Below are 20,788 nucleotides of genomic sequence, written 5' to 3'. Positions count from 1 at the left end.
ACAAGTAAACAATGTCCTCTGAATGATTGGATTGTTACCGCTCCGGCGGGCAAAACCAAATTTCTCGTAGTTTGTCTTTTGGGTAAGACTGTGTTACTGCGGCGAAATTTGGTTCTTTTTCGTTTTTGGATACTTTTTGCATCAGGAGGACATACTCGTCGAAAAAGGGTGTGATTGTATGTTTGGGAAACTCAAGGGATTGTTCGGCGGTTCCGCCGGCATCTCGATCGCCGCGCCGATGGCGGGAACGGTCGTCCCGCTGGAGGAGGTGCCTGACCCGACGTTCGCGCAGGGCATCCTCGGGCGGGGCGCGGCCATCCTGCCGGCCGAGGGCCGCGTAACGGCGCCCGCGGACGGCACGATCGATGTGATGTTCGACACCGGCCATGCGGTGAGCATGACCACGGCGGACGGGGCCGAGGTGCTGATCCACGTCGGCATCGACACGGTCCAGCTGGGCGGCCAGCACTATAAGGCGTGCTGCAAGGCGGGCGACAAGGTCAAAAAAGGCGATCTGCTGATCGAATTCGACCCCGAGGCGGTCAAGGCCGCGGGCTATGAAACGGTCACGCCCGTCATTATCTGCAACACGGACCAGTTCGCCGCCGTAAAGACGGAAAAGACCGGACCGGTCGCGGCCGGAGACGCGCTGCTGACGCTGCAGGCGAAATAAACAAATCAGTTCACCCAAAAAAATCAAATATATTCAGGAAAGGAAGTCATCCCTATGAAAACCATTGAATACACGATTACCGACGAGCTCGGCATCCACGCGCGTCCGGCCGGCATGCTGGTGAAGGAGGCCGCCAAATTCCAGTCCAAGATCATGGTCGCCTCTCCAAAGAAAGAGGTTGACGCCAAGCGCATCATGGGCGTGATGAGCATGGGCGCCAAGAAGGGGGACCCGCTCAAGGTCACGATCGAGGGTCCGGACGAGGACGCGGCCGCGGAAGCGATCGAGGCGTTCCTCAAGGCAAACCTGTAAGAGGATTTCACTTCGCCCCGCGGGGCGGTGGAATACCGCGCGTCCCGCCGTTCGGCTCGGTAAGGCGCGCGGCACTACATAAGGCTGAATGAGAGAAAAGGCCTGAAAGAAATGAGGAGGGGAAAATCCTATGTTAAAGTATTTGCAGAGACTGGGCAAAGCCTTGATGCTGCCGGTAGCCTGTCTGCCGATCTGCGGTATCCTGATGGGTATTGGCTACGCGCTCGCTCCCGCTGCTATGGCGGGCGAGGTCAATGGTTATGTCGCCAGCGGCGCGGCTTACACGATCGGTTTCTTCCTGATCAAGGCGGGCGGCGCGCTCATCGACAACATGCACTGGCTGTTCGCCATCGGCGTTGCGGTCGGTATGGCCAAGGATAAGGACGGCACGGCGGGCCTCGCCGGCCTGGTATCCTGGCTGATGATTACCAAGCTGCTCAACACTTCGGTTGTCACGGTCATCATGCCGTCCGTTGCGAGCAACGAGGACGCGCTGCTGGCGTTCAGCAAGATCGAAAACCCGTTTATCGGCATTATCGCGGGCCTGCTCGGCGCGGCCTGCTACAACAAGTTTAAGGACACCAAGCTGCCCGATTGGCTGTCGTTCTTCTCGGGCAAGCGCTGCGTGGCCATCATAACGGCCGTCGTATCCATCGTGGCCGCGGCGATCCTGCTGTTCGCATGGCCGGTCCTGTTCGGCGCCCTGGTTGCCCTGGGCGAAGCCATCGTCAGCTTGGATGCGGTCGGCGCCGGCCTGTATGCGTTCTTTAACCGTCTGCTCATTCCCACCGGCCTGCATCACGCGCTCAACAACGTGTTCTGGTTCGACACCATCGGCATGGGCGACCTGCAGAACTTCTGGGCCGGCAAGGTCACCGGCGATATGAGCCTGACCGGCGCGCCGATCACCTGGAGCCTCGGCATGTACATGTCCGGTTTCTTCCCCTGCATGATGTTCGGTATCCCGGGCGCGGCGCTGGCAATGGTCCACTGCGCCAAGAGCAACAAGAAGAAGATCGCGATCGGTCTGGTCGGCTCCGCGGCGCTCTGTGCGTTCATCTGCGGCGTTACCGAGCCGTTTGAGTTCGCGTTCATGTTCCTGGCTCCCGCCCTGTACGTTGTTTACGCGCTGCTGTACGGCATCTTCGCGTTCGTCACCGTGTCGCTCGGCTTCCGCGCGGGCTTCTCGTTCTCCGCGGGCCTGACCGACCTGGTGTTCTCCGCCTCCCTGCCGGCGGCGGCCAAGACCCTGCTGATTATCCCGCTGGGCATCGCGGCGTTCGTGGTGTTCTATATCGTGTTCCGCATCGCGATCAGCAAGTTCAACCTCAAGACCCCGGGCCGTGAGGATGACGACGATGATACCGCCGCGCAGGACGCGGGCGCGACCCTGGCGAACAATGACTTTACCGCCATCGCTGCCACCGTGCTGGAGGGACTCGGCGGCAAGGACAACATCACCTCGCTGGATAACTGCATCACCCGCCTGCGCATTGAAATCAAGGATTACACGCTGGTGGATGAGAAAAAGATCAAATCCGCGGGCGTGGCGGGCGTCATGCGTCCGTCCAAGACCTCGGTACAGGTCATTGTGGGTACCAAGGTGCAGTTCGTAGCCGACGAGATGCACAAGATGCTGTAAAAAACAGAAAACCCATGGATTTGCGCTCCGCGCAACGGGGAGGCGGGCGGTCAGCCCGCCTCCCTGCTTTTTCGGCGCAGGCCGGGCCATCCCGTGCAGGGATGGGCAGTGTGCATCCGCTCTGCGGGCGGACAGTGCCTGTCCCTGTGATGCGGCCGTGAAATCAGCCCGGCGACCGGCGGCGCACCGCTTAACAGAAACGCGCCGCTGTGGTATAATAGCCGCAGAGCGGCTGCTTCAGGCGAAAAAGCGCCGGCCGCTGTGGTATAATAAATGTAATTAATTTGTTGGAGAGGTGCTGGATATGAAAATCATTCGCGCAAAGGACTATAACGATATGAGCCGCAAGGCGGCCAACATTATTTCGGCGCAGGTCATCCTCAAGCCGGATTCGGTGCTCGGCCTCGCGACCGGCTCTTCCCCGATCGGCATTTACGAGCAGCTGATCAAGTGGTATAATAAGGGCGACGTGGATTTCGGCGCCTGCACCACGTTCAATCTGGACGAATACCGCGGCCTGACCGCGGACCATGACCAGAGCTATCACTATTTTATGCACAAGAATTTTTTCGACGCCATCAATGTGCCGGCGGAGCGCATCAACCTGCCGGATGGCGCCCAGCTCGACGCGGAGCGCGAGTGCGCGCGTTACGACGCGGCGATCCGCGCGGCCGGCGGGATCGACCTGCAGCTGCTGGGCATGGGCCTGAACGGACATATCGGCTTTAACGAGCCGGACGAGTTCTTCTCCAAGGGTACGCACTGCGTCGACCTGACCGAGTCCACCATCGAGGCAAACAAGCGCTTTTTCGCCTCCGCGGACGATGTGCCGCGCCAGGCGTATACCATGGGTGTGCAGACCATCATGCTCGCGCGCCGCATCGTGATCGTCGTTTCCGGAGAGAATAAGGCGGACATCGTGCGCCAGGCGTTCTTTGGACCGGTTACGCCGCGCGTGCCGGCAACCATCCTGCAGCTCCACACCGACGTATCCGTAGTGGCGGACGAAGCGGCGCTGTCCAAGTGCGGGGACCTGCTGTAAAGGAAAAGAAGGGAAAGTATGGAGTTTAAGAATCTGAAGGTATACCAGCCGGACGGCTCGTTCCGCACGGGCAGCCTGACCATTTCGGGCGACCGGATCTCCGCCGCCGAGCCAACGGCGGAGGCGGTCGATATGGGCGGCCTGTACGCGGTGCCGGGCCTGGTGGACCTGCATTTCCACGGCTGCGTGGGCTATGACTTCTGCGACGGGACGCATGAGGCGATCTCCGCGATCGCCAAATACCAGGCGCAGAACGGCGTCGCGGCCATCTGTCCGGCGACCATGACCTATCCGGAGGATAAGCTGTCCGTGATTGCGGAGGCTGCCGCAAGCTACCGCACGGAGAGCAGGGACGCCGCTTTGGTGGGCATCAATATGGAGGGGCCGTTCATTTCGGAGGCCAAAAAGGGCGCGCAGAACGCGGCCTACCTGCATGCGCCGGACGCGGATATGTTCCGCCGCCTGCAGGAAAAGGCGAACGGGCTGTTCAAGCTGTGCGACCTCGCGCCCGAGCTGCCGGGCGCGATGGAGACCATCGAGGCGCTGGCGGGCGAGGTGCGCCTGTCCATCGCCCACACCGAGGCGGATTACGATACCGCGTGCGAGGCGTTCCGCCGCGGCGCGCGGCAGGTCACGCACCTGTATAACGCAATGCCCCCCCTGTCGCACCGCGCGCCCGGCGTTATCGGCGCCGCGGCCGATAACGACGAGGTCGCGGTCGAGCTGATCACGGACGGGGTGCATATCCATCCGGCCGTGGTGCGCGCGACGTTCAAAATGTTCTGGAACCGCGTGGTGCTGATTTCGGACAGCATGATGGCCACCGGCCTGGAGGACGGCGAGTATTCGCTCGGCGGGCAGGCGGTCACCGTGCGCGGCAACCGCGCGACGCTGCATGACGGCACAATCGCCGGCTCGGCCACCAACCTGCTCGACTGCGTGCGCAGCGCGGTCAAAATGGGCATACCGCTGGGGCAGGCCATCCGTTCGGCCTCGACCAATCCGGCCCGCGCGATCGGCGTGCAGCACGATTACGGCTCGCTCGAGCCGGGCAAGCTCGCGAATATTTTGCTGCTGGACGACGAGCTGAACGTCCACACGTTGCTTCTGCGCGGCCAGCTGATCTGACAAAACAGACTATATCACCTCCCTGCCGAAGCGGGCCGGACCTGTGGGGTCCGGCCCGCTTTTTTGCCGCAGGGGGCGCGGCTGTGCTATAATGGGAAAAAGGGGGCGGGAATATGTTCCATCCAATCGACCTGCAGGGCTGGGAGCGGCGGGATACCTTCACGCATTTCATGCAGGCGGGCTGCGTTTACAGCCTGACGCGGGAGCTTTGCGTCACCGCGTTCCGCCGGTACACAAAGGAAAACGGCCTGCGCTTTTTCCCAGCGTTTACCTGGGCGGTGACGGCGGCCGTGAACAGCCGGCCGGAGTTCCGGCTCGGCTATGACGGCGCGGGGCGGCTGGGACGCTTTGACACCGTGCATCCGGAATACACCGTGCTGTCCGAGGAGACGGGACAGATGGACAGTTTATGTACGGCCTATACGCCCCGATTTTCTGATTTTTATGCCGCGATGACGCAGGATATCCGGCGTTTCCATACGCAGGGGCTGCGTACAGCGCCGCGGGAAAACGCCGTGCTGCTTTCCTGTGTGCCGTGGTTTTCCTATACCGAGGTCTCCTTCCGGATGAAAGACGACCGCATTTTCCTGCGCCCGTTCATCGTATGGGGCAGGCTGACCGCGTCCGGCGGCGAAACTGTGCTGCCGTTTACGCTGCAGCTCCATCATGCGGCGGCGGACGGGTATCACTGCCACCTGTTCTTTTGTTATCTGGAAGAGCTGCTGCACAATCCGGCGAAGTGGCTGGGATAGCAAAAAACCAGGCTTCCGGCCTAAGACGCGTCTGCACAAGGGCAACGGCAAAGCCCAACTCAAAGCGAGGGAGTTCTCTACAGAACGATTGGTTCTGTGGAGAACTTTTCTTTTTAGATACTAAGCCCGCGTCTCTCCACAACGTTATTACGAAAAACCCTGTATGAGGTATCTGCGTTAGGAAGGGCACAGGCTAAATACAACGGAAGTTACAGAAATGCACTAATTTGGAGGCATAAAGTGCAAATTAAATTTGGACGGATTTCACAAAATTAGATTGATAATTTTATAACACTATTCAGCATGCTTCCCTTGACAACCCTATTTTGTGTGTGATATGGTTATTACATAAAATTCGTATATACATATATTGTTCGTATATACAAATCAGGAGGAAAGATTATGGAACGCAGCGCACGAATTCTCACAGGGCTCAGCAATCAATACTATCGGGCAACATACAAATCCATGGGCTTCTCTACAGAAGATCTCAAACGTCCTCTCATCGGTATTGCGAACGCGTGGAGCGAATGTGTACCAGGACATTTCAATCTCCGCCAGATAGCGCAGCGTGTGAAAGACGGCATTTACCGTGCCGGCGGCACGCCGATCGAATTTGGGGTAATCGGCGGATGCGACGGCATGGGCCAGGGTCACGACGGTATGCATTATATCATGCCGAGCCGTGAGCTGATCGCTAACTCGATTGAGTCGATGGCGGAAATCAACCTGTTCGACGGCCTGGTGCTGCTTGGCTCCTGCGACAAGATCGTTCCCGGCATGCTTATGGCTGCTGCCCGCTTGGATATTCCCTGTATCTTTCTTCCCGGCGGCCCGATGGAGGGCGGCGTTGAGTTTGATGGACGCCAGTCGGACCAGACCTCCAGCACGGAGGCGTACGGTATGCTGACCGCCGGCAAGATCACGGAGCAGGAATATGTTTCTCTGGAGGATACGGCCTGCCCCGGCTGCGGCTCCTGCTCCTATTTGGGTACTGCCAACACCATGTGTGCGCTTGCCGAAGCGCTGGGTATGACGCTGCCGGATGGCGGCACGGCGCCTGCAACTTCGGCAACCCGTTTGGTAAAGGCAGAGGAGACGGGTATCAAGATCATGGAACTGGTTGAGAAAAACATTACCTCGCGCCAGATCCTGACGAACGGCGCTGTTCGCAACGCGATCAAGGCGTGCCTTGCGATGAGCGGCTCGACCAATGCGGTTATGCATCTGACGGCGATTGCGTATGAGGCAGAGCTTGACATCCATGTGCTGGACGAATTTGACACGCTCTCCGAAACCACGCCGCAGCTGGCGAAAATGAATCCTGCCTGCCGGTATAATGTCATCGACTTCTATCGCGACGGCGGCGTACCGCGCTTGATGGAAAACCTGCAGTCCATGCTGGAGACCGATGTGATGACTGTCACTGCGCATACCTTGGCAGAGAATATTGCAAATCATAAATATCTATATCCGGCCACAGGGTTGGTTAACCACACGCTGGACGATCCGTTTGGCTACACCGGCGGCGTGGCTGTGCTGCGCGGTAACCTTGCGCCGGATACCGGTATCACAAAGCCCGGCGCATTCGACCAAAGCCTGCATCATTTCAAGGGGGAAGCGATCTGCTTTGACTCCGAAGAGGAAGCGGAAGAGGCGATCCTTGCAGGCAAGGTACACGATGGACATGTGGTTGTCATCCGCTATGAAGGTCCGAAGGGCGGCCCTGGCATGCGTGAAATGTATAAGGCAATGAAGTACCTCTATGGCCGTGGACTTGCCCAGACGACTGCGCTGATTACCGACGGCCGCTTTTCCGGCACCAACAACGGCTGCTTTGTCGGCCATATTTCGCCGGAAGCTGCGGAAGGCGGCCCGATTGCAATCGTGCGCGACGGCGATCAGATTGAGATTGATGTGGACAACAAGAAGCTCGATCTTCTGGTGCCGGAAAATGAGATCGCGGAACGCCTGAAGGCTTGGAAGCGACCGGAGCCCAAGTTCAAGAAAGGATGGCTCGGTCTGTACTGCAAGCTTGCGGCCTCCGGCTCTGAAGGGGCGGTTATGAAGTTCGATCACATTTAAGCGGCTAAAAGGAGAACGAAAGATATGGATGGAATTACGATTTCTGTGGCAGGTGCGTTGGTGAGCCTTGCGGTTGCCATTGTGCTGATCCTGAAAAAGGTACAGCCTACCTATGCCATGATCTTCGGCGCGATTGTGGGCGGCCTGGTTGGCGGCGCCGGACTGAGCGGCACGGTGGACAGCATGATCTCCGGCACGCAAGGGATGATCTCCGCGATTATCCGTATCGTGACCGCAGGCATTCTTGCAGGCGCGCTGATCGAAAGCGGCGCTGCGGAACGCATCGCTGAGGCTATTATCAGCAAGCTGGGCGAAAAGCGCTGCCTGATCGCTATGATGCTGGCAACATGGGTGCTGACAGCAGTCGGTGTATTCGGCGACGTAGCTGTTATCACGGTTTCCCCGATTGCAATGCAGATGGCACAGCGCGCCGGCTATCATAAGCTGGGCGTCCTGATGGCAATGGTCGGAGGCGTTAAGGCGGGTAATGTTATGAGTCCGAACCCCAATGCGATCGCAGCGTCTGAAGCCTTTGGCGTGCCGCTGACCTCGGTGATTGCCGTTGGTATCCTGCCGGCAGTTACCGCGCTGGTCGTCACCTCGTTCCTTGCGCGCTCGCTCGCCAAAAAGGGTACCGAATTTGCCGCTTCGGACATCGTTATGATGGAGAAAAGGGATCTGCCCTCGCTCGGTGCGGCGCTGGCAGGCCCGGCGGTTACCATCATCCTGCTGCTCCTGCGCCCGTTCGCAGGTGTCACGATTGACCCGTTGATTGCACTGCCGGTCGGCGGTATCGCAGGCGCCGTTGCCATGGGTAAGGCGAAGTACCTGCTCCGGTATTTCACGGAAGGCCTTGCCAAAATGAGCGGCGTTGCGATGCTGCTGATTGGTACGGGCGCGCTGTCCGGCATTATCTCGAATTCCGAGCTGAATAACGCAATCACCGGCATTATTGAGGCCATGGGCTTGCCTACATTTATGCTCGCACCGATCGCCGGTATTCTGATGGGCGCCGCAACGGCATCTGCGACTTCTGGCACCACGCTGGGCAGCCAGATCTTTGGGCCGACTGTTGTGGCAAGCGGAGTACCCTCGCTGGCAGCTGCCGCGATGACGCACGCAGGAAGCTTTGCTTTTGACGGCCTGCCGCATGGCTCGTTCTTCCATGTCAGTGCAGGCGCGGTCAACATGGAAATCCGTGAGCGCCTTAAGCTCATTGCCTATGAGTCGCTCAACGGCCTTGCGATGGTTGCGGTCAGCACGCTGGTATTTGGTGTGCTGCGGGTACTCGGATAAGCGCCGATGCCAGGGAATCACAATATGATAAAGATTATTGCCCCAGCAGTCACCGTATTTAATCGGAACGAAAAGCCGGACTATGAGGGCAATAAAAAGGTCATTGATTTTCTGATCGGCCGCGGGATAGACGGCATCCTTGTACTTGGCTCCACGGGAGAGTTCCCTGGGCTGAGCGTGGAGGAGAGGATGGATTTCTTCCGCTTTTATGCATCGTATGCCGGCCAGCGGGTGGAACTGCTGGCCGGCACTGGCTGCGTCGGCTATCAGGATACCCTGCGCCTGTCCAATGCAGTTTATGAGATGGGATATACCCCTATGGTTATCAGCCCGTATTACTATGCGCTGGATCAGGAAAAGCTGTTTCGTTACTACGACCGTCTGGCAAAGGAAGTAAAGGGAGGACTTTATCTTTATAACTATCCCGCCCGTACAGGGCATTCCATTGCACCGGAGACAGTAAAGCGTCTGGTAGAGTCCAACCCGAATATCCTTGGCATGAAAGATTCGGTCGATTCCTGCCACCATACCAATATGGTCTGCAGGGCGGTGGAAGGGCATGCGTTCACGACCTATTCCGGCTATGACGACCAGTTCCTGAACAATATTGCCAATAACGGCGGCGGGGGCTGTATCGGCGGGCTGGCAGTTATTGTGCCTGAGCTGTGGAGTGATCTGGTCAGGGCAGTCAACAGCAGGGATTTTACACGGACCTTCACACTGTTCCATTTGCTCCAGCGGCTGATGCCCGTCTATGAGCTGGACACAAACTGCTCGCTGCTGCTGAAAATGCTGCTGGTTCACCGCGGTGTGGAAATTGATAGTCGTGCGGTCTATCCCTTTGCTCAGATTGAGATGGAAACATGGCAAAAAGCAAAAAAATTGCTGGACGATGTGTTGGACCAGTACCAAAATATTCGCTGATATGGTATATATAAGTTATGGGAATATAACTTATATATGAGATGAGGCGAAATATATGGAATATCATAATCCGACGCTGAGAGTGCTGCGCATCCTGGAATTGATTGATTCAAATCCAAACGGCTTGAACCTGTCCGAAATTGCCGATCTGTTGGAGTTGCCTAAAGGAACGATTTCCCCAATTTTAAAAACACTGTCTGCTAAAAAGTATGTTGATCTGGAAGGAATGCTGTACAAAATTGGCCCTCGTTTGTTTCAACTGGGGCTGTCCTTTGCCAGCGGGACGAATGCGCTGTCCCTCATCCGGAAAGAAATGCATAATATTGTAGCAGCAGTGGAAGAGGTTTGTCAAATGGGCGTGCTTTCCGGCACGGATGTACACTATCTGCTCAGGGAAGATGCCAAGACCGTTATCACTATTATCAGCGGTGTGGGCAAGCGCCTGCCTGCCCATGTGACGGGGCTGGGGAAGGCGCTGCTGTCTGGAAAGACCGATGAGGAGGTGCGCGATATTTACCGCGACTACTCCTTCGTACCCTATACCCAGAATTCCATAATGGACGTTGAAAAGCTGATCGCGCAGCTGCAGCAGGTTCGGGTTTCCGGCATTGCTTATGAAAATGAGGAATCCACCCCAGACATCTGCTGCATCGCGGTTCCTTTGATGGCGGATAACAGCGTAAAGGCCGCGATCAGCGTCACTATCCCAAAGTTCCGTTATAACGAGCAAAAACAGCAGCAGATCACTGCGCTGCTTTTGCAAAAGAAGCGGCTCATTGAAGAAAACTGTCGTATCCAGAATTACCATCTGGATTTCTGATCCGGAGCCTGAGACAGCTTGACTGTTTGGTAAAAACGCAGAAGATAATCATCCTTTGCTTGCTGTGATCGGACACGCGATGAGCCATATGAGGATCTGCATACCGCTATTATAATAAATTGTGCAGGTTCAAAAATCTGCGTCAAAACGGCAGGGGACGTTCCCTGCTGCAGCAGATGTATTCATGAGGAAGCAGAGGAGTATCAGAATGAAAAAGAAATATGCTGTGATGGACGGCAATACCGCTGCGGCCCATGTGGCCTACGCGTTTACCGAAGTTGCTGCGATCTATCCGATCACGCCGTCCTCCCCGATGGCGGAAAAGGTGGATGAATGGTCTGCCAAGGGCCGGAAGAACCTGTTCGGCTCCACGGTGGACGTGATTCAGATGCAGTCCGAGGCGGGCGCCGCAGGCACCTGCCACGGTTCGCTGCAGGCAGGCGCGCTGACGACGACCTTTACCTCGTCCCAGGGCCTGATGCTGATGATACCGGCGATGTATGCGATGGGCGGACAGTTTCTGCCGAATGTCATTCACATTGCCTCGCGCGTGGTGACGAGCAACCACCACTCGATTTTCGGCGACCATACCGACTTTATGACCTGCCGCATGACGGGTTATGCGATGCTGATGTCCTCCTCCCCGCAGGAGGCAATGGATCTGGGCGCGGTGGCGCACCTTTCGGCAATCCATGCAAAGTATGCTTTCATGCACTGCTTTGACGGCTTCCGCACTTCGCACGAGATGCAGCGCATTGAGGCGCTCGATTACGAGGACCTGCGCGGCCTGGTGGATTATGACGCCCTCAATGCGTTCCGCCGCCAGTCGCTCAACCCCGAGCACCCGACCAACCGCGGCAACAATGTCAACCCCGATATTTACTTTCAGTGCAAGGAAGGCGCGAACGTCAAGAGCGCCCTTGTGCCGGACACGGTGCAGCATTATATGGACGAGATCAACGCCCTCACCGGTCGGGACTACAAGCTGTTCAACTATTACGGCGCTCCGGACGCGGAAGAGGTCATTGTTGTGATGTGTTCGGCCTCGGAAGCGGTCAAGGAAACCGTGGACTTCCTCAATGCAGCCGGCCGTAAGGTCGGTATGGTGCAGATCCACCTGTACCGCCCGTTCTCTGTCAAACATTTTGCGGAGGCCATCCCCGCAGCCTGCAAAAAAATTGCGGTGCTTGACCGTTCCAAGGAAACCGGATCGGTTGGCGAGCCGGTTTATCTGGATGTGGTCACAGCGCTCAACCAGGCGGGCAGGGGCGACATTACCGTGGTCGGCGGGCGCTATGGCCTGTCCTCCAAGGACGCAACGCCCGGCATGTTTGCCGCGGTGTACGATAATCTGCGGCAGGATAAGCCCCGAAACAACTTTACCATCGGCATCAACGATGATGTTACCTTTACATCGCTGGATTACAAGGAGATCGAGCTGCCGCATTCCGGACAGGTTTCCTGCAAGATCTGGGGACTGGGCGGCGACGGCACCGTGGGCGCGAACAAGAACGCCATCACCACGATCGGCCTGACCGCCAACAAATACGCGCAGGCGTATTTCTCCTACGACTCGATGAAGTCAGGCGGCCTGACGCAGTCCCACCTGCGCTTTGGCGACGATCCAATCCGCTCGACCTATCTGGTCTCTATGGCGGACTTTGTGGCTGTGCATGCGCCGACCTATGTGAATAAATACGACACGACCGAGGACCTCAAAGACGGCGGCATCTATCTGCTCAACTGCCCGTGGAGCGCAGAGGAGCTGGAGGACCGCCTGCCCGCCAAGATGAAGCGCGACCTGCATCACAAGCACGCGCGGTTCTACATCATTGACGCGGCGAAGATCGCAGGGGAGATCGGCCTCGGTAAGCGCACCAACAATATCCTGCAGGCGGCATTCTTTGCCCTGACCAAGGTCATCCCGCTGGATGTCGCAGTCGAGGATATGAAGAAAAACAATTACAACTCCTACTTCAAGAAAGCCGGTCAGAAGATCGTTGACATGAACAACGAGGCGGTGGACCGCGGCGTGGACGCGGCTGTCTGGGTCGAAATTCCGGAAAGCTGGGCAAATGCCTCCGACGAGCCGGCAGAAGCGTGCGGGACGACGCCGTTCGTGCGCGACATCGTGCTCCCGATGGATCGCCAACAGGGCGACAAGCTCCCAGTCTCCGTGTTCCAGAAGTACGGCGTGCTGGACGGCACATGGGAGAACGGCACCTCGGCCTATGCCAAGCGCGGCGTAGCGACCAGCGTACCCAAGTGGGACGGCGCAAAGTGCGCGCAGTGCAACCGCTGCGCGGCGGCCTGCCCGCATGCAGCTATCCGGCCGGTGCTGCTGACCGAGGAGGAGAAAGCGAACGTTCCCGCTTCGTTTGAGACTGTACCCGCCAAGGGGCTGGGCAAGGATGCGCCGGCGTATTCTTACCGCATGCAGGTTTCTCCCTATGACTGCCTGGGCTGCGGCGTGTGCCTGACTGTCTGTCCGGTCGAGGGCGCACTGACCATGACCCCGTTCGACGAGATGAAAGGCGAGCAGGCGCACTTCGATGAGACGGCGATGAACGAGTCCTATCTCAAAAAGGATGTCATCAGCGACAGGAACATCAAGTCTCTGGAATTTTCCAAGCCATACTTCCAGTTCTCTGCGGCTTGCGCGGGCTGTGCCGAAACCACTTACCTTAAGATGGTCAGCCAGCTGGTGGGCGACCGTATGTACGTCGGCAATGCGGCCGGCTGTTCGTCCGCTTACAGCGGCGGCGCGCCCATCCTGCCGTACTGCCGCGACGAGCGCGGCTTCGGTCCGGCGTGGGAACACTCCCTGTTTGAAGACAATGCCGAGTTCGCCTACGGCTTCCTGCATGCGCAGGAGGCAATCCGTAAGGAAATTCTCATCCGTCTGGAAGCGATGAAAGCCGCGGGCGGCGCGCCCGAAGCGGTCGGCAGCTATCTGGAAAACTGGAACGACAAGCATCAGTCCCGCGCGGTGACCGACGCCCTGCTCGCAGCGCTTGCGCAGTGCAAACAGACTGAAGATGTGCAGTATGTGCTGGAAAACAAAGAATATCTGGCGAAAAAGTCGGTTTGGGCCATCGGCGGCGACGGCTGGGCATACGATATCGGCTTCGGCGGCATCGACCATGTTCTGGCGCAGAACCGCGATATCAATCTGCTGGTACTGGATACCGAGGTGTATTCCAACACGGGCGGCCAGTCTTCCAAGGCGACGCCGACCGGCGCGGTGGCCAAGTTCGCCGCAGGCGGCAAGCAGATCGCCAAGAAAGATCTCGGCGCGATCTTTATGAATTACGGCTATGTTTATGTCGCGCAGGTAGCCATTGGCTACGACCAGGCGCAGACGCTGAAAGCGATCCGCGAGGCGGAAGCATATCCCGGCCCCTCGATCATTATCGCGTACTGCCCGTGTCTGGAGCAGCATATCAAGGCTGGTATGAGCTGCACGCAGACCGAGATGAAGAAAGCGGTCGAATGCGGCTACTGGCAGCTGTACCGCTATGATCCCCGCCGCGCGGCGGAGGGCAAAAATCCTTTCCAGCTCGATTCCCCCGCGCCGGATACGGATAAGCTGATGGACTTTCTCATGGGCGAGAACCGGTATGCCTCGCTCAAGAACAACTTCCCTGATCGCGCGGACGCGCTTTACCGAAAAGCGGTTGCGGACGCGAAAGCGCGGTATGCAAAGTACCGCAGGCTGGCGGAGGAACCCATATAATCCGCTCCCCCTCTATTTTGCTGCCTTGCCTCTCTCTGAGGCTTGCAGATATTCCTCTCCATAAAACGAGCCGGATCCCCCAAAAGGGATCCGGCTCGTTGCAGTCTGTGGAAAAAGCCCGACGCTTGTCGGGCTTTTTCCATAAAATGAGGAAATATAAAAATGCGGGAACGCGGGGGAAATGGCTCGGAAAGCGATAGAGATGGTATCGGCACATACAACTTCATCGCCAAGGCAAAGTGCTACATCGACCGCTCGAACCTGTTGCGGCTGTTCATTGAGAAGATTCATAAAAAAGCTGTGAAGTCGTTCCAACATGCCGGAAGCCTGGTTTCTGCTTTACAGCTTCATAATGCCCGTCACATCGAGCAGCTGCCCGACCAGAATGCAGACCACCAGGATAGGAGCGACCCAGCGGACCATGATCTCAAACAGGCGCTTGCGGTGGAACGGGAAGTTCTTTTCCACCTCGTCGGACACGGTTTTGGTGCCGACCACCCAGCCGACCAGCAAACAGGTGAAGAACGCCACGATCGGCATGAGCACCGAGTTGGAGATAAAGTCGAAAAAGTCGAGGAACGCCATGCCGAGGATTTGGACCGAAGTCAGCGGGCCGTACCCCAGGCAGGAGGGCAGGCCGAGCAGCAGGACGAACAGGGTCACGGCGACCGTGGCCGGTCGGCGCTTCCAGTGCAGCTTGTCGCACACGATGGAGACGACGGTTTCCATCAGGGAAATGGACGAGGTCAGCGCCGCAAACAGCACCAGCAGGAAGAACACGCCGCCGACCAGATGGCCCATCCACATGCGTTCGAATACCTGCGGCAGCGTGCCGAACATCAGGCCGGGGCCGGCGTTGATGCCGGACGGGTCGCCGCCGTTGAACGCCACGACCGCCGGTACGATCATCAGGCCCGCGATAAAGGCGATCGCGGTGTCGAAGATTTCGATCTGGCCGACCGAACGCTCCAGATTGGACTCTTTCGGCATATAGGAGCCGTAGGTAATCATAATGCCCATGGCCAGCGACATGGAATAGAACATCTGCCCCATGGCCGCCAGCACGGTTTTGCCGGAAAAGTTGCTGAAATCGGGTACGATATAGAATTTGAGGCCTTCCAGCGCGCCCTCCATGGTCAGCGAGAACACGGCCACGATGATGGACAGGATGACCAGCACGGGCATCATGAACTTGGACACCTTTTCAATGCCCTTCTCCACGCCGAGCAGCACGACCACCGCGGTCAGCAGCACATAAAGGAGGAACCAGGGCAGCGGGGTGGCGAACAGCCCTTCGCCGGCAAAGCCGATAAAGCGGTCAAAGTAGGCGCTTTCAGCCAGCAGGCTGCCGCTTCCGGACAGATAATCGGCAAAATACTTGATAACCCAGCCGCCGATGACGCAGTAGTACGGCGTGATGATAACCGGCACGAGCGAGGCGAGCCAGCCGAGGCCGGCGAACCGCCTGTCCAGCGCCTTGTACGCGCCGATACAGGACAGGCCGGTGCGGCGGCCGATCGCGATTTCGGTAATCATCAGCGCAAAGCCGAACGTGACCGCCAGGATCAGGTAGACCAGCAGGAAGATGCCGCCGCCATACTTTGCCGCAAGATAGGGGAAGCGCCAGATGTTGCCCAGCCCCACCGCCGAGCCGGCCGCGGCGAGCACGAAGCCGATGCGGCTGGAAAAACTGCTTCTCTTTTTCTTTTCCATGTTGTTGTTTTGAACTCCCTTACTACATTTCTTTCTCTTTTGCCCCATGCCGGACGCCTGGCCCTGGGACGGTTCATTCCATGAGGTTGAATTCGCTCAGGTAGTGGTAGGCCTGCAGCAGGCCGGACAGGTGGTAATTGCCCACCACATCCGCGTCGCTCTGCGGCGGCGCGGGCAGCGTATCCGGCACATGCAGGCCGAGTGCGGACAGCTTTTCCGCGTTTTCCGGAGACAGGCGGCCCTTTTCATCCATGGCGCACAGCGCGGTCAGCTCCTGCAGTAGAGCGTTGGCGAGCTGTTCGCAGCCGCGCAGATAGACCGCCTGTGTGCGGTGGTCCGGCAAGCGGAACACGTTCTGCTTTTCAAAGATGGAAAGTTCCTCCGCGATGCGCGCCAGCTGGCGGCTGAGCGGGGAAAGGTCCGGATACCGCCCGCAGATGACGCGCGTCTCCACATAGGCGGGTACGGCCTGCAGGAAATGGGTGAACTGCTCCGTGATCCGCGCGCGGTTGTTGTACGGCTTGAGCGCAATGTTGACCACAAGGGCGGTGGCCAGGCCGATCGAGGTATCCAGCAGGCGGTTGGCGCCGTAAAAAAAGGCTTCGTCCGCCGGGGACAGGCAGATGGACACGAACACGATGCATGCCAGCGGCACCGCAAACTGCAGCTTGAGCTCCACACAGAGCAGGATCAGGGCGATCAGCCCCAGCCCGACGCCGATATAGCGGAACCCCTCGAACAGGTTGACAAACACCGCGCCGAAGCCCGCGCCCAGCAGGATGCCGAAAAACTGCGTGCGGCAGGACTGGAACGCGTCGCCCACCGTGCGGTTCATGGCGACGATCGCGCCGATGGCCGCGAAGATCGCCGCGGGCGAGGAGCGCAGGTCGGCAAAAAACAGGGCCAGCGCGACCGCCAGGCCGGTCTTGACCGTCCGCAGCCCGATATGCGGCAGCAAATGTCCCACGATGGCGTCCCCTCCGGAATAAAATAATAAAAGTATTGTACCATGAAACAGACCTTTTCACAAGGCGTTTGCACACAAAAGCGCGCTGTGCTATAATAAATCCCACAGGCAGTCATAAGATAAGGAGTGTGTTCGGATGAAAACCTACCGTTTCGGCGTGCTGGGCGCGGGCAACATGGGTACCGCGATCGTGGAGGGCGCGGTGCGCGCAGGGCTGTTCCCGCCCGCGCAGGCGCTTCTGTTCAACCGCAGCGCGGAAAAACGCGAGAAAAACAGGGAAAAGGGCTTTGCGGTCACGGGGGATTATACCGAGGTGTATACCGCGTGCGACACGGTCGTGCTGGGGGTCAAGCCGCAGAATTTTGATGAGATCCTGCCGGTTCTGGCGGGGTGCCGGTGTGAAAAGCCGCTGGTGGTTTCGATCGCGGCGGGCATAACGTTTGCGAAGATCGAGCGCGCGCTCGGCGCGGATACGCCGGTTGTCCGCGTGATGCCGAACACGCCGCTCATGCTGGGCGCGGGGGCGGCGCAGCTTGTGAAAAACGCGGCCGCGACGCAGCAGCAGCTTGACGCCGTGCGCGCCCTGTTCGATACCATGGGCGTGACCGCGGTGTTCGATGAGGAAAGCATGCTCAACGAGGTCATTCCTTATGCAGGCTCGGCGCCCGCCTATATTTACGCCTTCGCGGACGCGATGGTGCGCAGCGCCGTACAGCACGGTGTGCCGGAGGCGGACGCGCTCGGGATGTTCTGCCAGACCATGATCGGCTCCGCCAAAATGCTGCTGCAGGGGGACCGGACGCCCGCCGAGCTGATCGGCGCGGTTTGCTCGCCCGGCGGCACCACGGTCGAGGCGATGAAGGTGCTCGAATCGCGCGGTCTGTACGATATTTTGGCGGAAGCATGCGACAACTGCATTGCCCGCGCATACGAACTGGGCAAATAACCACCCTTCGCCATTGACTTTAGGTAGACCATATGGTAAAGTAAAGACAAACATTCCGCATCACTTTGAGAGGAAGTGGATACCGTGAAAAAATCGACGAAAGTAAAAACGGGGCTGCTGCTGACCAGCCTGGCCTGTGCGGCCGGCGCAACGGCGGCGCTCGTTCTGCTTCAGAAAAAGCGCGAGGAAGAAGTTTATCATGAGGCGGAGCTCAAGGCAATGGACGAGCTGGAGGAAATGATGCGCGCCGAATCCGACTGTGCCTCCTGCGCCTGCGCGGAGGAGTGCGCGGCGGCGGACGCCTCCTATCAGGACACGTTCGACGAAGAGGTGCCGGAGGAAGCGGAAGCGCCTGTGGCCGCCGAGCCGGAGGAGCCTGCGGAGGAAGAACAGGCTGAAGAAGACGAGGAATGAGACAAAGCGGGCGGAGCCACCCTCCGCCCGTTCCTTATTGTCGGGAGAAAGGAGAGAGGGACGTGATCGAATACGAGGGTCGCGTGTTCCGCCCGCCGTCAGAGGCATACAGCCTGATCGTACAGGCGACGGTCGGCTGCAGTCATAATCAATGCACGTTTTGCGATATGTATAAGGAAAAGCGCTTCCGCGTGCGGCGGCTGGAGGACGTGAAAGCGGATTTCGATGAGGCGCGGCGCATGTACCGCCGCGTGGACCGCATTTTCCTCGCGGACGGCGACGCGCTGATGTGCCGTGCGGAGCATATGGCCGAGCTACTGCAGTATATCCGCCGCCTGTTTCCCGAGTGCGAGCGGGTGACAAGCTACGGCTCGCCCGCGTCCATCCTGGTCAAAACGCAGGAGGAGCTGGATCAGCTGCACGGGCTTGGCCTGGAAATGGTGTATATGGGGCTGGAATCCGGCTCGGACGAGGTGCTGCGCCGCGTCAATAAGGGCGAAACGGTGGACGAGATCGTGCGCGCGGGCCTGATGGTGAAAAAGGCGGGCATGAAGCTGTCGGTCACCTGCATTGCGGGCCTTGGCTCGCTGGAGCTGAGCGAGGAGCACGCGGTCGGGACCGCGCTGGCCCTGTCGCGCATGAAGCCGGAGTATATCGGCCTGCTGACCCTGCTGTTTGAGCTGGAAACGCCCCTGATGCGGGATTGGCAGGCAGGGCGGTTTTATATGATGCAGCCGGTCGAGATCGCGCGGGAGACGCTCACGCTTCTGGAGCATATCGACGCCGAGGGCAGCGTGTTCCGCGCCAACCACGCCTCCAATTATGTCAACCTTGCCGGCACGCTCAACCGCGATCGGGAGGCGATGTGCCAACGCCTGCGGCAGGCATTGGCGGGCGAGGTGCAATTCCGCAATGAGGCATTTCGTGCGAGATAGCTAAAATAATTTTGCCTGTATTGTGAAAAACAGAGAAAAACGCGAAATTAGATGTTGATTTCGTTACAATTTAGAAAAAAACGAGACAGCGGCGCGGAGATGTGCTATACTATTGATGATTTGGAGAAATGAAAGGCTGCTGAGCGGCCGTGCTGTTAAGAAGTTGTTAAGAAAAGCGTATTCCGGCTGGAGGATTGCTAATGGATTCCGTATCCCACATTCGTGTTGCACACCTGCTGCTCGATTATGTCGAGCAGACCTGCGGCGTTACCTTTGACCAGAGCGGCTTCGTTTATGGAAACCTGAAGCCGGATTTGACGGGGACCTACCTGACCAAGCGCCACAATCCGTCGATCATGATGGATGAGGTGATGGAAAAAATCCGCGCGTTTACCGAAAAATACACCATCGGTCCGGTGAATGGGCATGAGCTTTCGGTCGATCTGGGCGAGATCTGCCACTTTATGACCGACTTTTTCACCTATCCGCATAACGACGATATCTACGACCGCAACCTGCTGGCGCATTATGTATACGAAAAGCGCGTTGCGCTCGTGATCCGCCGCCGGATGACCGAAGCGAAATTCGAGCAGTGGGCAAGCCCGATCATCCCGCCGACCTCGGTGGACGCTTTGATCAACCGTATCGGCGCCATGCATGACGAATACCGCGCGGCCGGCCGCCATCATGGGATTGACGACGACCTGATACATATCTGCCGGGCGACCGCGATGGTTGTGCTTTCGATCATCAGCATCGTTTACGAGCAGGTGGATGTATCTGCAACGGTCATCGCCTGATACAGACAATTTTCACACGCTGTTTCACAAGCTGTTGCGGCAAGCACCGTCCGGTTTTCCGGACGGTGCTTGTTTTTTGCGGCGTGCGGCGGAAGCGCTTCTTTTTTCCGGCGGCCCGTGCTATAATAAAGAAAAAACAATGGGAGATACTATGAAAAACGTGACGATTTATACGGACGGGGCCTGCTCCGGCAACCCGGGGCCGGGCGGCTGGGGCGCCATCCTGCGGTACGGGGCGCATGAGAAGGAGCTGTCCGGCTCCGAGCCATCAACCACCAACAACCGCATGGAGCTGCTCGGCGTGATCACCGCGCTGGAAGCGCTTTCCGAGCCCTGCTCGGTCGACCTGTACTCGGACAGCAAATATGTTGTCGATGGCATCACAAAGGGCTGGGCAAAAAGCTGGCGCGCGAAAGGGTGGATCAAGGGAGATAAAAAGCCGGCCAAAAATCCGGAGCTGTGGGGACGGCTGCTCGATCTGCTCGAAAAGCATGAGGTCCGGTTCCATTGGGTGAAAGGACACGCGGATAACCCCTATAACAACCGCTGCGACGAGCTGGCGGTAAGTCAGTACCAGAAATACAAGTGATGGGAGGCCGGCCG

19 protein-coding genes are annotated in these 20,788 nt (G+C 58.3%); 16 read left to right on the top strand and 3 right to left on the bottom strand.

Annotated features, from left to right (window positions below; translation table 11 throughout):
- The first annotated feature begins 178 nt into the window (after nt 1-178).
- The 11 genes from ACYQ3S_RS08975 to nifJ all read left to right on the top strand — a co-directional run bounded on the left by ACYQ3S_RS08975 (nt 179) and on the right by nifJ (nt 14,410).
- Nucleotides 179-673: a PTS sugar transporter subunit IIA gene (locus ACYQ3S_RS08975; RefSeq protein WP_459688610.1), complete on the top strand. Its 495-nt coding sequence runs from the start codon at nt 179-181 to the stop codon at nt 671-673.
- A gap of 54 nt (nt 674-727) precedes the next feature.
- On the top strand, nt 728-985 hold the full coding sequence (locus ACYQ3S_RS08970) for an HPr family phosphocarrier protein (protein WP_054328031.1): 258 nt from the start codon (nt 728-730) through the stop codon (nt 983-985).
- Between the two features lie 130 nt (nt 986-1,115).
- On the top strand, nt 1,116-2,627 hold the full coding sequence (gene nagE / locus ACYQ3S_RS08965; protein WP_459688608.1) for an N-acetylglucosamine-specific PTS transporter subunit IIBC: 1,512 nt from the start codon (nt 1,116-1,118) through the stop codon (nt 2,625-2,627).
- A 304-nt stretch (nt 2,628-2,931) separates the two neighbouring features.
- Nucleotides 2,932-3,669 (top strand): glucosamine-6-phosphate deaminase, encoded by a 738-nt coding sequence (gene nagB, locus ACYQ3S_RS08960; RefSeq protein WP_107631303.1) that lies wholly within the window; start codon nt 2,932-2,934, stop codon nt 3,667-3,669.
- Between the two features lie 18 nt (nt 3,670-3,687).
- Complete coding sequence (nagA, locus tag ACYQ3S_RS08955; RefSeq protein WP_459688606.1) at nt 3,688-4,797, top strand: N-acetylglucosamine-6-phosphate deacetylase; 1,110 nt, start codon at nt 3,688-3,690, stop codon at nt 4,795-4,797.
- A gap of 113 nt (nt 4,798-4,910) precedes the next feature.
- Entirely contained in the window at nt 4,911-5,549 is a 639-nt protein-coding gene (locus tag ACYQ3S_RS08950) for a CatA-like O-acetyltransferase (RefSeq protein WP_459688605.1), read from the top strand.
- Nucleotides 5,550-5,951: 402 nt separating this feature from the next.
- On the top strand, nt 5,952-7,634 hold the full coding sequence (gene ilvD / locus ACYQ3S_RS08945) for a dihydroxy-acid dehydratase (RefSeq protein ID WP_459688604.1): 1,683 nt from the start codon (nt 5,952-5,954) through the stop codon (nt 7,632-7,634).
- 24 nt (nt 7,635-7,658) lie between these two features.
- On the top strand, nt 7,659-8,930 hold the full coding sequence (locus tag ACYQ3S_RS08940) for a GntP family permease (protein ID WP_459688602.1): 1,272 nt from the start codon (nt 7,659-7,661) through the stop codon (nt 8,928-8,930).
- A gap of 24 nt (nt 8,931-8,954) precedes the next feature.
- Nucleotides 8,955-9,854 carry a dihydrodipicolinate synthase family protein gene (locus tag ACYQ3S_RS08935; RefSeq protein WP_459688601.1) on the top strand — a complete coding sequence of 300 codons (900 nt, stop codon included), beginning with the start codon at nt 8,955-8,957 and terminating at the stop codon, nt 9,852-9,854.
- 55 nt (nt 9,855-9,909) lie between these two features.
- A complete protein-coding gene (locus ACYQ3S_RS08930) occupies nt 9,910-10,674 on the top strand; it encodes an IclR family transcriptional regulator (protein WP_459688600.1) in 765 nt (254 codons plus the stop codon).
- 208 nt (nt 10,675-10,882) lie between these two features.
- Nucleotides 10,883-14,410 carry a pyruvate:ferredoxin (flavodoxin) oxidoreductase gene (nifJ, locus tag ACYQ3S_RS08925; protein ID WP_459688599.1) on the top strand — a complete coding sequence of 1,176 codons (3,528 nt, stop codon included), beginning with the start codon at nt 10,883-10,885 and terminating at the stop codon, nt 14,408-14,410.
- A gap of 12 nt (nt 14,411-14,422) precedes the next feature.
- Here nifJ and ACYQ3S_RS08920 read toward each other — a convergent pair whose 3' ends face one another.
- The 3 genes from ACYQ3S_RS08920 to ACYQ3S_RS08910 form a co-directional block, all read right to left on the bottom strand.
- Nucleotides 14,423-14,728, bottom strand: coding sequence for a hypothetical protein (locus tag ACYQ3S_RS08920; RefSeq protein WP_459688598.1), 306 nt, complete (start codon nt 14,726-14,728; stop codon nt 14,423-14,425).
- A gap of 21 nt (nt 14,729-14,749) precedes the next feature.
- Nucleotides 14,750-16,123: a sodium-dependent transporter gene (locus tag ACYQ3S_RS08915; RefSeq protein ID WP_459688596.1), complete on the bottom strand. Its 1,374-nt coding sequence runs from the start codon at nt 16,121-16,123 to the stop codon at nt 14,750-14,752.
- A gap of 73 nt (nt 16,124-16,196) precedes the next feature.
- Complete coding sequence (locus ACYQ3S_RS08910) at nt 16,197-17,090, bottom strand: FUSC family protein (RefSeq protein WP_459688594.1); 894 nt, start codon at nt 17,088-17,090, stop codon at nt 16,197-16,199.
- A 136-nt stretch (nt 17,091-17,226) separates the two neighbouring features.
- Between ACYQ3S_RS08910 and proC the strand changes: the two genes are divergently transcribed.
- The 5 genes from proC to rnhA all read left to right on the top strand — a co-directional run bounded on the left by proC (nt 17,227) and on the right by rnhA (nt 20,774).
- Entirely contained in the window at nt 17,227-18,036 is an 810-nt protein-coding gene (gene proC, locus ACYQ3S_RS08905) for a pyrroline-5-carboxylate reductase (protein WP_459688592.1), read from the top strand.
- A gap of 84 nt (nt 18,037-18,120) precedes the next feature.
- Nucleotides 18,121-18,450: a hypothetical protein gene (locus tag ACYQ3S_RS08900; RefSeq protein ID WP_459688591.1), complete on the top strand. Its 330-nt coding sequence runs from the start codon at nt 18,121-18,123 to the stop codon at nt 18,448-18,450.
- 62 nt (nt 18,451-18,512) lie between these two features.
- Nucleotides 18,513-19,385, top strand: a complete 873-nt coding sequence (locus tag ACYQ3S_RS08895) for a radical SAM protein (RefSeq protein ID WP_459688589.1) — start codon at nt 18,513-18,515, stop codon at nt 19,383-19,385.
- A 200-nt stretch (nt 19,386-19,585) separates the two neighbouring features.
- A complete protein-coding gene (locus tag ACYQ3S_RS08890) occupies nt 19,586-20,185 on the top strand; it encodes a zinc dependent phospholipase C family protein (RefSeq protein WP_459688587.1) in 600 nt (199 codons plus the stop codon).
- Between the two features lie 151 nt (nt 20,186-20,336).
- Nucleotides 20,337-20,774, top strand: a complete 438-nt coding sequence (gene rnhA / locus ACYQ3S_RS08885) for a ribonuclease HI (protein ID WP_459688585.1) — start codon at nt 20,337-20,339, stop codon at nt 20,772-20,774.
- Nucleotides 20,775-20,788: the final 14 nt, after the last annotated feature.

This window comes from Agathobaculum sp. TL06, from assembly GCF_054658635.1.
This window is presented reverse-complemented; position numbering and strand designations above follow the sequence as displayed.

What these genes read in the sequence shown, in the direction of transcription:
- ACYQ3S_RS08915 (WP_459688596.1), bottom strand. Translation starts at nt 16,123, where the DNA reads ATGGAAAAGAAAAAGAGAAGCAGTTTTTCCAGCCGCATCGGCTTCGTG.
- nagE (WP_459688608.1), top strand. Translation starts at nt 1,116, where the DNA reads ATGTTAAAGTATTTGCAGAGACTGGGCAAAGCCTTGATGCTGCCGGTA.
- proC (WP_459688592.1), top strand. Translation starts at nt 17,227, where the DNA reads ATGAAAACCTACCGTTTCGGCGTGCTGGGCGCGGGCAACATGGGTACC.
- ACYQ3S_RS08935 (WP_459688601.1), top strand. Translation starts at nt 8,955, where the DNA reads ATGATAAAGATTATTGCCCCAGCAGTCACCGTATTTAATCGGAACGAA.
- rnhA (WP_459688585.1), top strand. Translation starts at nt 20,337, where the DNA reads ATGAAAAACGTGACGATTTATACGGACGGGGCCTGCTCCGGCAACCCG.
- ACYQ3S_RS08890 (WP_459688587.1), top strand. Translation starts at nt 19,586, where the DNA reads ATGGATTCCGTATCCCACATTCGTGTTGCACACCTGCTGCTCGATTAT.
- ACYQ3S_RS08970 (WP_054328031.1), top strand. Translation starts at nt 728, where the DNA reads ATGAAAACCATTGAATACACGATTACCGACGAGCTCGGCATCCACGCG.
- nagB (WP_107631303.1), top strand. Translation starts at nt 2,932, where the DNA reads ATGAAAATCATTCGCGCAAAGGACTATAACGATATGAGCCGCAAGGCG.
- ACYQ3S_RS08950 (WP_459688605.1), top strand. Translation starts at nt 4,911, where the DNA reads ATGTTCCATCCAATCGACCTGCAGGGCTGGGAGCGGCGGGATACCTTC.
- ACYQ3S_RS08920 (WP_459688598.1), bottom strand. Translation starts at nt 14,728, where the DNA reads ATGTTGGAACGACTTCACAGCTTTTTTATGAATCTTCTCAATGAACAG.
- ACYQ3S_RS08930 (WP_459688600.1), top strand. Translation starts at nt 9,910, where the DNA reads ATGGAATATCATAATCCGACGCTGAGAGTGCTGCGCATCCTGGAATTG.
- ACYQ3S_RS08940 (WP_459688602.1), top strand. Translation starts at nt 7,659, where the DNA reads ATGGATGGAATTACGATTTCTGTGGCAGGTGCGTTGGTGAGCCTTGCG.
- ACYQ3S_RS08975 (WP_459688610.1), top strand. Translation starts at nt 179, where the DNA reads ATGTTTGGGAAACTCAAGGGATTGTTCGGCGGTTCCGCCGGCATCTCG.
- nifJ (WP_459688599.1), top strand. Translation starts at nt 10,883, where the DNA reads ATGAAAAAGAAATATGCTGTGATGGACGGCAATACCGCTGCGGCCCAT.
- ilvD (WP_459688604.1), top strand. Translation starts at nt 5,952, where the DNA reads ATGGAACGCAGCGCACGAATTCTCACAGGGCTCAGCAATCAATACTAT.
- nagA (WP_459688606.1), top strand. Translation starts at nt 3,688, where the DNA reads ATGGAGTTTAAGAATCTGAAGGTATACCAGCCGGACGGCTCGTTCCGC.